General features: G+C 65.5%; 11 protein-coding genes and 4 pseudogenes. 14 read left to right on the top strand and 1 reads right to left on the bottom strand.

Annotation, left to right across the window (positions count from 1 at the left end; translation table 11 throughout):
- Positions 1–5 precede the first annotated feature (5 nt).
- The 13 genes and pseudogenes from CKW46_RS12195 to CKW46_RS12135 all read left to right on the top strand — a co-directional run.
- Positions 6–446, top strand: a pseudogene (locus CKW46_RS12195) (DUF6084 family protein); the annotation flags it as partial.
- Positions 443–1801 (top strand): hypothetical protein, encoded by a 1359-nt coding sequence (locus tag CKW46_RS12190; protein WP_117436862.1) that lies wholly within the window; start codon positions 443–445, stop codon positions 1799–1801. The pseudogene CKW46_RS12195 and the gene CKW46_RS12190, both read left to right, overlap by 4 nt.
- A complete protein-coding gene (locus tag CKW46_RS12185) occupies positions 1789–1908 on the top strand; it encodes a DUF6893 family small protein (protein WP_015355232.1) in 120 nt (39 codons plus the stop codon). The genes CKW46_RS12190 and CKW46_RS12185 overlap by 13 nt, the downstream gene beginning before the upstream one ends.
- A gap of 15 nt (positions 1909–1923) precedes the next feature.
- Complete coding sequence (locus tag CKW46_RS12180) at positions 1924–2436, top strand: hydrogenase maturation protease (protein ID WP_012393661.1); 513 nt, start codon at positions 1924–1926, stop codon at positions 2434–2436.
- Positions 2437–2438: 2 nt separating this feature from the next.
- A pseudogene (locus CKW46_RS12175) lies at positions 2439–2702 on the top strand (HypC/HybG/HupF family hydrogenase formation chaperone).
- A gap of 1 nt (position 2703) precedes the next feature.
- Positions 2704–5093 (top strand): annotated as a pseudogene (gene hypF / locus CKW46_RS12170) (carbamoyltransferase HypF).
- Positions 5090–5812 (top strand): HypC/HybG/HupF family hydrogenase formation chaperone, encoded by a 723-nt coding sequence (locus CKW46_RS12165; RefSeq protein ID WP_020788080.1) that lies wholly within the window; start codon positions 5090–5092, stop codon positions 5810–5812. The pseudogene hypF and the gene CKW46_RS12165 overlap by 4 nt, the downstream one beginning before the upstream one ends.
- Complete coding sequence (locus CKW46_RS12160; RefSeq protein WP_012393657.1) at positions 5809–6483, top strand: D-sedoheptulose-7-phosphate isomerase; 675 nt, start codon at positions 5809–5811, stop codon at positions 6481–6483. Before CKW46_RS12165 ends, CKW46_RS12160 begins: the two co-directional genes overlap by 4 nt.
- Positions 6480–7592, top strand: coding sequence for a hydrogenase expression/formation protein HypE (hypE, locus tag CKW46_RS12155; protein ID WP_482053197.1), 1113 nt, complete (start codon positions 6480–6482; stop codon positions 7590–7592). The genes CKW46_RS12160 and hypE overlap by 4 nt, the downstream gene beginning before the upstream one ends.
- A 23-nt stretch (positions 7593–7615) precedes the next feature.
- The gene (locus CKW46_RS12150) at positions 7616–7888 is read left to right on the top strand and encodes a HypC/HybG/HupF family hydrogenase formation chaperone (protein WP_012393655.1); all 273 of its coding nucleotides are present in this window, start codon (positions 7616–7618) and stop codon (positions 7886–7888) included.
- A gap of 11 nt (positions 7889–7899) precedes the next feature.
- Positions 7900–9048 carry a hydrogenase formation protein HypD gene (gene hypD, locus CKW46_RS12145; RefSeq protein WP_020724727.1) on the top strand — a complete coding sequence of 383 codons (1149 nt, stop codon included), beginning with the start codon at positions 7900–7902 and terminating at the stop codon, positions 9046–9048.
- Between the two features lie 3 nt (positions 9049–9051).
- Positions 9052–9801, top strand: coding sequence for a DUF6390 family protein (locus CKW46_RS12140; protein ID WP_117436858.1), 750 nt, complete (start codon positions 9052–9054; stop codon positions 9799–9801).
- A 21-nt stretch (positions 9802–9822) separates the two neighbouring features.
- Positions 9823–10935 carry an alkaline phosphatase family protein gene (locus CKW46_RS12135; protein WP_015355226.1) on the top strand — a complete coding sequence of 371 codons (1113 nt, stop codon included), beginning with the start codon at positions 9823–9825 and terminating at the stop codon, positions 10933–10935.
- A 207-nt stretch (positions 10936–11142) separates the two neighbouring features.
- Here the strand turns inward: CKW46_RS12135 and CKW46_RS12130 are convergent.
- Positions 11143–12345, bottom strand: a pseudogene (locus CKW46_RS12130) (ISAs1-like element IS2404/ISMul1 family transposase).
- A gap of 169 nt (positions 12346–12514) precedes the next feature.
- Here CKW46_RS12130 and CKW46_RS12125 point away from each other — a divergent pair.
- Positions 12515–13354: a GNAT family N-acetyltransferase gene (locus CKW46_RS12125; protein ID WP_240274941.1), complete on the top strand. Its 840-nt coding sequence runs from the start codon at positions 12515–12517 to the stop codon at positions 13352–13354.
- The last annotated feature ends 21 nt before the right edge of the window (positions 13355–13375 follow it).

Here is a 13375-nt window from a genome sequence, read left to right as displayed (position 1 = left end):
CGCCGGAGCCCTGGGCTATCACCCAGCGCACCTTCTTGTGGCAACACTGCACCGCGATGGTCCCCGGATTCGCCGGCAACACGACTGTCGCCCTGCCGCTGGACTGCATATACGACTTCGAGGTGACCGCCGCCAAGTACCTGCATGCGCTCCGCGACGGCGCATTGCCCCTTCAATTTCTCTTCAGCGGGACCATCTTCGTCAAGTCCGAGCGCGGATTCTCGGTCCAGCAGGTGTCCTGGGATTGCGAAGATCGATACGACATGCCGGTGGCGGTGTGGCATCAGCTGATCGCCCAGCACTATCCAAATTCCGGTTGGGCGCGGCTGGGCCATGACACCATCAGCGCGCTGGCCCGTTACAAGTCGGCCCACGGACTGCTCGACCTCGACCACACGGTCACCGCCCTGATCGCCGCCGCCGCACTACCGGAGGTCGCCCAATGACCTCAAACCGAGACCGGGCCCGCGCGGTCGCCGACGCGGTGCTCTACGAGGGTTACCTGCTGTATCCGTACCGTGGGACCTCCAGCAAGAACCAGTCTCGTTGGCAGTTCGGCGTTTTGGGTCCGCCCGGGGCGGCCGATGCCGGCTTGGGTGAAGACGACACGCTCGCGGCAGAGTTCCTGGTCGAGGGCACCCAGGCGATCACCGTGGCGGTGCGCTTCCTGCAGTTGCAGCATCGCCGGGCCGAGCGCGAAATCAACGGCGCGTTCGAGGCCGTCGACGAACTGGCGACACCGTCCGGATCATGGCTGACCTGGGACGAAGCGGTCGAGTGCGAAATGTCATTCGGACCACTCGCATTCGACGATCCGGACCAACCGTGGCAGCTACCGGTGCTGGCACCCGCGGCCACTGACATCGAGGAGGTCGAAGGCGGTCGTCTGCTGCGACAACGCCGGGAAGTGCGCGGCGAACTCACGGTTTCCAGCCAATCCGACGGCGACCTGCGGCGAGTCTCGTTGCGGCTCCGCAATGTAGGGCCGCCGGTGGATCCCGTTACCGAGGGTAAAGACTCGGTGATCGCGCGGTCCATGATCGGCAGTCATGTGATCGCCGAAGTGATTGGCGGCCAGTTTGTCTCGCTGCTCGAGCCGGCGCCTGCCGCGGCCGATGCGGTGTCACGGTGCACCCAGCACCGCTGCTTCCCCGTACTGGCCGGCCCCCCGGGCACCCAAGACTTGCTGCTGATCTCGCCGATCATCCTCTATGACCACCCCGAGGTCGCCGAACAGAGCAACACCGCACTCTACGACTGCACGGAGATCGACGAGATCCTGACGCTTCGGGTGATGACGATGACCGACGAGGAGAAGGCGCAAGCGCGGGCCACCGATCCGCGCGCCGCCCAGATCATCGACCAATGCGACGCCATGTCACCCGAAGCCATGGCGCGCCTGCACGGTGTGCTGCGCGATCCGCATGCCGTCTCCGGCCTGGTCCCTGAGCTGCCCGAGGGAGTCGACTGGTGGGATCCCATGGCCGACAACGCGGTTCGGCCCGAGCTGGACGGCGTGCTGGTGAACGGGGTCCGGGTCGCGCGGGGCAGCCGTGTCCGGCTGCACCCCAGGCGCAACGCCGACGCTCAGGACATCTTTGTTGCCGGCAAGATCGCGCGGGTCACCTCGGTGCATGAGGACGTTGAGGGCAACCGCCACGTCGGGGTCGTGGTGGAGGACGATCCCGCCGCCGATCTGCATGATTGGTACGGGCGCTACCTGTACTTCTCCCCCGACGAAGTCGAGCCGTTGGAATCCGAACAAACCAGCAACGAAAGGAGTTCGATATGGAGATCTTAGGCTGGATCTTCCTTGGCATCATCGCGCTGGTCGTGGCGGCCGCGGTGGTGATGGGCGTGGTATCGCTACCGGACGCCCGTCGCTACCTCAGGCTGCGGCGCATGTAGCCTCCCGCCAGCCCGATGACAGCACGCATCCTGGTAGCCGGAATCGGCAATATCTTTCTGGGGGATGACGGATTTGGCTCCGAAGTGGTCCGGCGAGCCGACATCCCGCAGAACGATCCGGGTGTGCGCGTCATCGACTACGGCATCCGCGGTATGCACTTGGCCTACGACCTGCTGGACAGCTGGGACACCCTGGTGCTCGTCGACGCGGTACCCAGCCGCGGCAATCCGGGCACCCTGCACGTCTTCCAAGCCGATTTCGAGGCAGATCAAGCGTCCTGGTCAGAGGCGCCCGGCCTGGACGCCCACGGCATGGATCCAGGAACGGTGTTCGCCAATCTGCGGGCGCTGGGCGGCAATCCGCCCTACACCGTTGTCGTCGGATGCGAGGCGGGTAGCGTCGAGGAAGGTATCGGCCTCACCGAACCCGTCGCCAAGGCCGTCCCCCGCGCCGCGCGAGCGGTCGAGGAGATCGTGGCGGCGCTACAGGGTCCCGCGACCGCGCAGTCGACCGGAGAGGAGGTCTGAGCATGTGCCTGGGCATACCCGGTCAAGTAATCAGGATCCTCGACGGCTACGAGGGGCAATTGGCGTTGGTCGAGGTCACCGGTGAGGCGCGGAAAGTCAATATCGGCATGCTGCCGGAGGAGACATTTTCACCCGGTGACTGAGTGATCATTCACATGGGCTTCGCCATCGAGAAAACGGATCGGGCCGGTGCCGAACAAGCGATGGCCGGTCTGGAGTTGATGGGCCGCGGCAGAACCGACACCGACTTCACCGACGGCGGCTGACATGGCCGGCCTCCCCCTGCTGCGGCCCGCGATGGTGCGGTGCGCCGAGACCCGACAGCGTTTCACGGTGACCGGTGTCGTCCAGGGAGTGGGTTTTCGCCCCTTCGTCCACCAACTGGCCAGCGAGCTGGGTCTGTCCGGGTTCGTCGGCAATGACTCGGCGGCGGTCTTCATCGAGGTACAGGGCGGGCGCGCCGGGCTGGACGAGTTTGCGCGCCGATTGCGCGCAGACGCTCCGCCGTTGGCCCGCATCAGCTCGGTCTCGGCTACCGAGTTGGCGCTGCAGGCCGGTGCCGCCGGCTTCCGGATCGTTGCCAGCCAGGGCGCACCGGTGCGACAACACCGATTCCGCCGGATATCGCGGTGTGCGACGACTGCGTGCGCGAGCTTTTCGACCCGCGGGACCGACGCTTTCGGCACCCGTTCGTGACCTGCACCAATTGCGGGCCGAGATTGACCGTCATCCGCACGCTGCCCTACGACCGTCCGGGCACCACCATGTCGGCATTCCCGATGTGCGAGCGGTGCGCCGCCGAGTACCACGATCCAGGCGATCGCCGATTTCACGCCCAACCGATCGCCTGCCCAAACTGCGGTCCGTCGCTGTGGTTTCGGAGTGCAACCGAGCACGTCGCCGGGGCGGATGCGGCGTTGGCGGCCGCCCAGCACGCCCTGACGGCGGCGAAGGTCTGCGCCATCAAGGGCATTGGCGGCTACCACCTGGCCTGTGCCGTCGACGACGACGCGGTGGTCGGTGTGCTGCGATCCCGCAAAAGCCGTGGGGCCAAACCTTTCGCCATCTTGGTCCGCGATCTGGACGTGGCGCGCCGCTACGCCTTCATCGACGATGCCGAGGCCGCGGTGTTGTCCGATCCCGCCCGGCCAATTGTGTTGCTGCGCCGCCGCCCCGACGCGCCGGTCGCCGACGCCGTCGCTCCGGGCAGCCCGCTGCTCGGGCTGATGCTGCCGTACTCCCCCATCCATCACCTACTGTTGGCGCCGGTCCCGGGTGCCGATGCGGCGGCGCCCGAGGCACTGGTGCTGACCAGCGCCAACCGCTCCGATGAACCCATCTGCTTCACCGAAGGTGATGCCGCAGAGCGCCTTTCGATGTTGTGCGATGCGGTGCTCGACCATGACCGTCCCATCCACGTGCCCTGCGACGACTCGGTGGTGCGGGTGGTCGAAGACGCGGGCCTGGCCCGTGAGCTACCGATCCGCCGATCTCGCGGCTATGCCCCCCTGCCGGTCGACCTCGGGCACATCGCCGTCGAGAGCCCACCGGTTCTTGCCGTCGGCGGCGAGCTCAAGAACACGTTCTGTCTGACCGACGGCACACGGGCCTACCTATCCGGGCATATCGGTGACATGGCTACCTGGGAGACGTTGCGTGCGTTCGAGCGCGCGGTTGGCCAACTCAGCGAAATACGCGGCCATCCGGTTCGTTTGGCCGCCGATCTGCATCCGGGTTACCACACCCGCAACTGGGCCGAGCGTCACGCGGACGATCGACCACTCGATCTGATCCAGCACCATCACGCGCACGTGGTGTCGCTGCTCGCCGAGCACGGGCGGATCAACGAACCCGTCGTCGGAGTCTCCTTCGACGGCACTGGCTATGGGTGTGATGAGACGATTTGGGGTGGGGAGATTCTTGTCCTCGGGCCCCAGAGCCACCGCTTCACCCGCGCCGGACACCTGTTGGCGGTGCCGCTGCCCGGCGGCGATGCCGGGGTGCGCAATCCGTGACGGATGGCGCTGTCGCAGCTGTGGACCGCGCATATCGAGTGGAGCCCGGACCTGGCGCCGGTCGCTGCGGCGGGAGTCGATGAACTACGGGTGACGCGTTCCCAGTTGGCCAGCGGCACGGGCTGTGTCCCGTGCTCGAGCATGGGCCGCTTGTTTGACGCGGTGGCTTCCCTGCTCGGCGTCCGCCACCGGATCGACTATGAAGGCCAGGCCGCCATCGAACTCGAGGCGCTCGCCGAGTCGGCGCTCGCTGAGTGCAACGGGCCCCGGCCGTCGCTGCCGCTCACCGTGCGCCCGGACGGGGTGATCGACCCGACCACGATGGTGCAAACACTGGTATCGGCCCTGCGCGCTGGCACGCCACCGGCGGTACTGGCGGCGAGTTTTCACCAAGCGGTGGCCCGCGCCTTCGCCGAGGTGGTTGCCCAGGTAGCGGGCCAGGTGGGGCTGGTGGGCCTGACCGGCGGAGTGTTCCAGAACGTGCTGCTGCTGCGGGCATGCCGGGAGCGATTGCAGCGAAAAGGATTCGAGGTGCTGACCCACCATACGGTGCCGCCCAACGACGGTGGGCTCGCGCTGGGCCAGGCCGTGGTTTCCTTGTTGATAGGACTGGATGAGGATTGGAAAAGGACTGATCGATGAACACCACCGCGATCGATCGCGGGCTCAGCTCCGAGCTGGCCGCTGACCTGGCGGCCGCCGCGTTCACGCTGGCGAAAAGGTTCGCCGCGGGCGCGACCATGTGGTCAATCGCGCCGTCGTGGGAACCGCATGCCCTGCACATCGCGGTCGAGTTCGTCCATCCGGTCATCATGGGCAAACGCGCCTTGCCCGCGGTGGCGCTGACCGGCCCTGACCTGGTGGATCTGGTCCGGGTATCGGTGCGGCCCGGCGACATCGTGGTCGCGGTGGCCGGCGCCGACCAGCCCGACGTCCGATCGGTGATGCGTCGCAGTCCGGCCTGGGGCGCCACCACGATCTGGATCGGCAGCGGCGCCCGCCCCGAGGCCGCGCTGGCCGATCATCTGCTCTGGCTCGACGATCCCGACCCGCGAGTGCCCGCAACCGGCGGATTTGTGCTGTTCTATCACCTGCTGTGGGAATTGACCCATGTCTGCTTCGAACATTCCGGTTTGCTCAAACCCGAGTGCACCGAGGAGGTGTGCGTCACCTGCAGCGACGAAGGCCGGCTGGGCGAGGTGGTGTCAGCCCCGGCCGACGGGCTGGCCGCGGTGCGCACCGCGCGCGGCATCGAGGACGTGATCACGACACTTATCGACCCGGTCGCCGCCGGTGACCTGGTGCTAGTGCATGCGGGTACCGCGATCAGCCGCCTCGGCGACGACGGGGACGACTCATGACGCGCGAGGAACCCACCAACTTTCTGTATCCGTTCATCGACGCGCAGGAAGAAGATCCACAATCCCTGCTCGCCGACCTCGCCGCCTCGGCGCAGGCAAAGGCCGCCGAGAGCCTGGCCTTGCGGCGCTCCACGCTGGAGGCCAACGCCGAACTGCTGGACCAGGCCGCCACCGAGATGGCACGCCGCTTCCGCGTCGGCGGGCGCCTGTTCACCTTCGGCAATGGCGGTAGCTGCACCGATTCGGCGACCTTGGCCGGCCTGTTCGCCCGGCCGCCGATCGGCACACCGGCGACGTCACTGCCGGCCTGGTCGCTGACCGCCGACCAGGCGATCATCACCGCGCTGGGCAACGATGTCGGGTTCGAGCTGGTGTTCGCCCGACAATTGATCGCGCGCGCACAGGCCGGCGACATTGCGATCGCCATGTCAACCAGCGGCAATTCACCGAACCTGTTGACCGCGTTGGCCGAGGCGCGGCAGCGGGGTCTGTACACCGTCGGGTTCGCCGGCTACGACGGTGGCGCGATGGCGGACAACCCGAACGTCGACGCCTGCTTCATCGTTCGGTCACAAAGCGTGCATCGGATTCAGGAGTCACAGGCATTGTTGGGCTATCAGTTGTGGTTGGCGACCCACGAAAAGGTCGACCGGGATCTGGGGGCGGCATGAGCAAGTCAGCCGGCGAATACTTGTCGTCAGGACCGCGCTTTGCCGAAGGTGACGTCATTGGGCGCATCGAGTCGTTTCGCCGCAGACGTCCCAGGCTGCTCGACGAGCACGTCACCCTGGCGCACGGCGCCGGCGGAAAGGCGTCCGCGGCGCTGATCGATGCGGTGTTCATGGAGGCTTGCCGCAACCCGCTGCTGGAGTCGCTGGGCGATGGAGCCATCCTCACTCTGCCCAGCGGCGAGCGGGTGGCGATATCCACGGACTCATTCGTGTTGCAGCCCAGACGCTTTCCCGGTGGCTCGATCGGCGAACTCGCCGTGCACGGAACATGCAACGACCTCGCCGTGGCGGGCGCGGTACCGTCCTGGATTTCGGCCGCCTTCGTGCTCGAAGAAGGGTTCCCGATCGAGGAGTTGAAACAGATCGTCGCCGACATGGCGGACGCGGCGGCCAAGGCCGGCGTGCAGATCGTCACCGGCGACACCAAGGTGGTGCCCAAGGGCGCAGCGGACGGCCTGTTCATCACGACCACCGGGACCGGCATCATTCCCACCGGGCGTGCGCTGTCTGCCGACTCGGTGCGACCGGGCGACAAGGTGCTGTTGTCCGGCTCGATGGGTGATCACGGCATGGCGGTCATGTTGGCGCGCGGGGATCTGGCCATCGAAGCCGACATCCACTCGGACACCGCGTCGGTCAGCCCGCTGGTGGAACTTCTCATGGCGGCCGCCCCGGGCACCCGCTGGCTGCGCGACGCCACCCGCGGCGGGGTGGGCACCGTCTGCAACGAGCTGGCCCAGGCCTGTGGTTTCGGGGTCTTGCTCGACGAACAGCGCCTTCCGGTGGCTCCGATGGTCAACGGCGCGTGTGAGCTGCTCGGCATCGACCCCCTTTACGTCGCCAATGAGGGCAAGTTCATCGCTGTCGTCGCGCCCGAGGAAGCCGAAGCGGGGCTGGCCGCGTTGCAGTCGCACCCTCTGGGAGCCGATGCGGCCGAGGTTGGCGAGATCATCGCCGAGCCGGCCGAAACCGTAATCCTGCGAACCGGATTCGGTGGTACCCGGATTGTCGACATGTTGGTCGGCGACCCGCTGCCGCGAATCTGCTGAGCTGCTAGAAGAGAGGGGCTGACATGTGTCTTGGGATTCCGGGCCGGATCGTCGAGATCACCGATCCGGAGAACTATTTGGCGAAAGTCGATGTCAGTGGGGTGCAGCGCACGATCAGCGTGCGGCTACTCGACGAAGACACGCCACAACCCGACGATTGGGTGTTGGTTCACGTCGGGTTCGCGATGGCCAAGATCGATGAGAGCGAAGCGTTACTCACGCTGGCCGCCATCAAGCAGCTCGGCGAGGCCTACACGGCCGAGATGGAAGCCTTCGACTCATCCTCGATCGTGTGAGGAGGCTGACGATGAAATTTGTCGACGAATTCCGTGATCCGGCGGCGGCCCGAAAACTGCTGACCGCCATCGAACATTTGGCGCACCTGCCGGGAGCCGGCCCCGAACACTTCAAGTTCATGGAGGTGTGCGGCGGACACACGCACACCATCTACCGGCATGGGATCGAACACCTCCTGCCAGACAATGTCGAACTGGTGCACGGCCCCGGTTGTCCGGTGTGCGTCATCCCGATGGGCCGCATCGACGACGCCATGTGGCTGGCCGGCCAACCCGATGTCATCTTTACCTGCTTCGGCGACATGATGCGGGTTCCCGGGTCCGACGGCAGCCTGCTGGACGCCAAGGCGCGCGGCGCCGACGTTCGGTTCGTCTACTCGCCGCTGGATGCGCTCAAGGTCGCAATCGACAACCCGGACAAGCAGGTGGTGTTCTTCGCCATCGGTTTTGAAACCACCGCACCCTCGACCGCGGTGACCCTGGTGCGGGCTCGCGACCTCGCGTTACCCAACTTCAGCGTGTTCTGCAATCACGTAACGATCGTTCCGCCGATCAAGGCCATTCTGGAATCACCGGATCTGCGCTTGTCGGGTTTCATTGGCCCCGGTCATGTCTCGACCGTCGTGGGTAATCGGCCGTATCGGTTCGTGCCCGAGGTGTACCACAAGCCGTTGGTCGTGGCGGGATTCGAGCCGTTGGACATCCTGGCGTCGGTCACGATGCTGCTACGTCAGATTCGTGAGGGCCGCTGCGAGGTGGAAAACCAGTACAAGCGGGTCGTGCCCGAAGAGGGCAACCCCGCCGCACTGGCACTGATGGGCAAGGTATTCGCCCTGCGCCCACACTTCGAGTGGCGTGGGTTGGGCTTCATCTCGCAAAGTGCACTGCGGCTCAGTGACGATTTCGCCGAGTTCGATGCCGAGCTGCGATTCGCGATGCCCGGCGTACGGGTGGCCGACCCGAAGGCATGCCAATGCGGTGAGGTGCTCAAGGGTGTGCTCAAGCCTTGGGAATGCAAGGTCTTCGGCACCGCGTGTACGCCGGAGACTCCGATCGGCACGTGCATGGTGTCTCCGGAGGGAGCCTGTGCGGCCTACTACAACTTCGGCCGCCTGCACCGCGACGCCGTCAAGCTCGTGGGGCAGTCCGGGCGGGCATGACGCGTGTCAGTCCCTGATACGCCCGACATCCGGGGGCCCGAGATGTTCGCCCGCTACGCCTACGCGCCCAACGCCTTGGGCTATTGCGGTCCCCCGCTGGGCGCCACGCTGCGGGACGGATCGGTTGCCGATGTGCGCGCCGCGGCCAGGAAATTCTCGGGTGCGTGGCCGTACCTGCGGGTGCTCTCGCGGCTGACCGGCATCGCCGATCCGTTGGACTATCGGCTCGTCGAGGCATACTGGCTCGGTGGCGGCGTCGGCGCCGACGTGGAGCCTGGCCGGTTCTTCGACGAGCTGCTGGCCATCATCGGCCCGCAGGCGGGCCGTTATTGGTCGCATCTGACGCCGGAACTGGCGCACGAGGCGGCCGGAAATCACTGCTTCCACGTCTTCGGTGTCTATCCGTGGACCCGCTTTCTGCGCCGGGGCCTCGACGAGCATCCGCTGAGCGTGCTCGATAGTTGCCGAATCACTTGGGCAACAGTCGTCTCCCGTACTGGTGACGCCGTTGAGGTTTCGCGTCAAAGCCTCATCTGGGATGGCGAGGCGCTGGCTTTGGCGGCGCCCTCATCGCAGCTACTGGATGTTTGGGCCGACGGATACAGCGCGGTACCCGATGTGTCGGTCGGCGAAGAAGTCGCCGTGCACTGGGGCCGGCTCTGCGCCCGGCTGCAGCCAGAACAGGTGGTGGCGCTCGCCGAGAGCACCCACCGCCAGCTACGAGTGACAAACCAGCGACTGGCTCGGGTGTAGCGGCATGCCAGACTGACCGTCATGCCCGGTTCCATCTGCGACGTGTTGCCTGCGGCGGGCGCACTACTGGGGGTCCCGGGCACCGAAGACCGGCTCGGGCTGATCGACCGGGTCGGCCACGTCGACCGCGTGCTCGTCGTCCTGGTCGACGGGCTGGGCTGGCACTTGCTGCCCGAGTTGGCCGCTGATGGTGCACTGCTGGCCTCCGTGTTGGCCGGTGATGCCGGTCGGGTCAGCCAACTCAGCTGTACGTTTCCGTCCACGACACCGACAAGCCTGGTCTCCCTGGGTACCGGAGCGATGCCCGGTGAGCACGGCATCCTCGGTTTTACCGTCAACGTCCCCGGAACCGATCGAGTGCTCAACCACATCCGCTGGCGCGATGATCCACCACAGGGCCAATGGCAGCCCCTCCCAACCTGGTTCGAACGATTGACGTGGGCGGGCATCAGTACACGCGCGGTGCTGCCGGAGTGGTTCATCGGCAGCGGCTTGACCGCAGCGGCGTACCGCGGCGCGCAGTTTCACCCGACCCGCGCAAGCGACGACTACGCTCAGCTGGTCATCGATGAGGTGCGTGGCGCGCCGGGACTGGTTTACGCCTACACCTCCGACCTGGACACCGCGGCGCACCTGTTCGGCATCGGTTCATCCCAGTGGCACGAGGCGGGGCGCAGCGTGGATTCCTTGCTCACCCGGCTGGTCGAGGCGTTGCCGCCGGATGCGGCGCTACTGGTGACCGCAGACCACGGTGGCCTCAATGTCGCGGCCGATGCTCGCGTCGATCTCGACACAGACCCACGGCTTTCGGCCGGGATCCGGGTGGTCGCCGGTGAACCGCGGGTGCGCTACCTGCACACCGTGCCCGGGGCGACAACCGACGTCTTGGATACCTGGCGGGAGCTGCTGGGAACCCGAGCCGATGTCCGCACCCGCGACGATGCAATTGCCACAGGGATTTTCGGTTCGGTGGCACCGGAGCACCGGCTCCGAATCGGCGATGTCGTCGTGACTTGTGCCGACGACGCGGCAGTGCTGGCAACGGCTCACGAGCCGCCGGAAACGGCCCGACTCATCGGCTTTCACGGCGCCGCCACCGCGGCCGAAATGGCCATACCGCTCATCTCGTTCTGATCCTTGTGCCCGGCAACTGATCTGCTTGGGCGATCTGTTCTGGCCACGGATACATCGTTGAACTGCGCGTTGCGCCAACATCGCGCGGGCGCATCAGCCTACGTACGGCTAACGGGTCGGGCGCAAGCGTTTCCGGACTATTCGGTTTCCTTCACCCGCTCGCGCGCATCCGACTTCCCAAGTTCGGCAGGGCTCCGGCGTTGTTGATTAGCAGGCTTGTGAGCTGGGGAATTGTGGATTGAGGAGGTCTAGGCGGCGGTTGGCGGTCAAAGCGGTGATCCGGCAGGCTTCGGCGATGTTGTCGGCGCCGTTGAGGCGGTGCAGATTGATCGCGGTGTTGCGTAGCGTTGCTAGGACCTGTGCGCCGTTTCCGGTATGTGCCCTTTGACGGTCTTCGTCGAAGGTGACGTCGCGTATCCAGTGCAGGCTGTTCTCGATTCCCCAGTGTTGACGCATCCAGGTCATGATCGCGGTAGGGCGGGCGTGCTCGAACGGCAGGCTGCAGATGGCATAGACCACCTCCACGCTGCGCTGGTCGGTGGCGGTGATCAAGCGTTCACGAGTGATCCGGATGATTTGTTTTGCGTAGGGGAAGCCGATTCCTCGTGCAGCGGTGATGATTTGCAGGGTGCGGGTCTCGACACGGCCGTGGCCGCGGGAGTCGTCGGTAGCGGCTGTGGGCACCTCGGCCCAGGGCAGCGCGGTGATACGCGTAAGTATTTTGGCTTGGTTGGACTTGACGATCATCAGGTAGTGCGACTTCAAGGTGGCGCAGATCAACTTCGCGGTGACGACCTGGGTATGCATCGCATCCACGGTGACCAGCCACCGCAAGCTACCCGGCAGCAGCGTGAGCAGGGCACGTACGCAGGGAATTTCATTGCTTTTCTCGGCGACAGCGAGTTGACCGAGCACCAATCGGGCACGGTGGGCGAACACCGACACGAGATGCGTGGCTGTCGCTTTGGCGCGTAAAGCACCACGCAGCATCTTGCCGTCCAACGCGATCGGCACCAATCCACTGGGGTCGCTGCTGGCCACGTGTGCAGTGAAGTAACTGCCCATCCTGGCGTTGAGGTCGGCGGGGTCTAGCCGAGACAAAACAGCGCGGAAGGTCTTCTCACTGGGCCGCCGGAACCGGACCCCTAATTAGGCCAACACATCATCGGGAGCGGTGGCCGCCCATGTGGCAAAACCAGCATAGCCGCGCATCCCCGCGGCAGTGGCCAGAACCGCGATCGCCAACAAAGCCATCAGCGAATACCTCCGACCGCGTGGGTCCCTCGGGTCTGGCACCGAGACCAACACATCGAGAAACTCCGATCCGATGAGCTCGCTACGCTCACCAGGACTCCAGCGGTCGAACACCTCTGGAACCGACGACACAGGCAATACTGAAACGGTAGGCACGGGCAACTCCAGACCAACGACGAACAGTAACCAACTCGATCGTTCTCCAGATAGCCCGTGCCTACACTCAGGCCCCAATAGCGCGGCACCAAAGATCATCAACCCAGCTCACAAGCCTGCTAATCAACAACGCCGGAGCCCTGGGTACTACCTGAGTTCGACGGTCGTCATGACGGGTTCCACGCTGTCCGAGGGCAATCACCTCTACCTGGACCGCATTGGCCCCTGGCGGGAAGCGCTACGACTGATTCTGGCCGCCGCGGACGAAGAATCCGAGCGCGCGGGAGCCGACGCGATCATGCTGCGAGACTTGCCCGACGGAGATCCGGAAATGGATACCTTCATGCTCGACGAGGGCTTCTCCCGCGTGCCAATCCTCGACACCCACACCCTCACCCTCGATGCCCCGGACGAGTCGGCCTGGTATTCGGCACTTCATAACAAGAAGCGCTACCAGCTGCGGCGGGTTATCGAACATGCGAAAGACACCGAAGTGAGCTTCCACGGAGTAGGCCTGGCTCCACTGACCGATGAGGAGGCCGTCTACTTGCATGGCCTGTTTGAACAGCTGGAGCAGAAAAAGTTTCGGATCAACCTATTCGACCTGCCGATGACGCTGCTCCCGGGCATGCTGACCAGCCCCGCTTGGGAACTCGGGGTGGTCCGAATCCGCGCCGAAGCGGGCGGCCCACAACAGCCGGTCGGATTCTGGGCCGCGCACAAGTGCGGTGACACCTATGCGCCGTTCCTGTTGGGAGTTGACGACGCGTATCGGGATCGAGACATTTACCGCGTGACGATCCTGCATTGGGTGCGCAGGGCATGCGCCCTGTCAATGCGCAAAGTCCGGATGGGCATGGACGCCGAGGTCGAGAAGAACCGCTTCGGCGCCCGCGCCGAACGCATCTTCATGTACTTGCGGACCCGCGATGACTACGCGGGGGCTCTGCTCGGCGAGGCCGTCGCCAAAGTGGCCACCAACCAACAGATTCACCAAGGCGCCGATTAGTCGCTCTCAACGCAGTGCATC

It is taken from the genome of Mycobacterium liflandii, from assembly GCF_022354805.1.
Lineage (GTDB): Bacteria > Actinomycetota > Actinomycetes > Mycobacteriales > Mycobacteriaceae > Mycobacterium > Mycobacterium marinum.
Note: the sequence above shows the minus strand (reverse complement) of the source record. Positions and strands in the feature narration are given on the sequence as shown.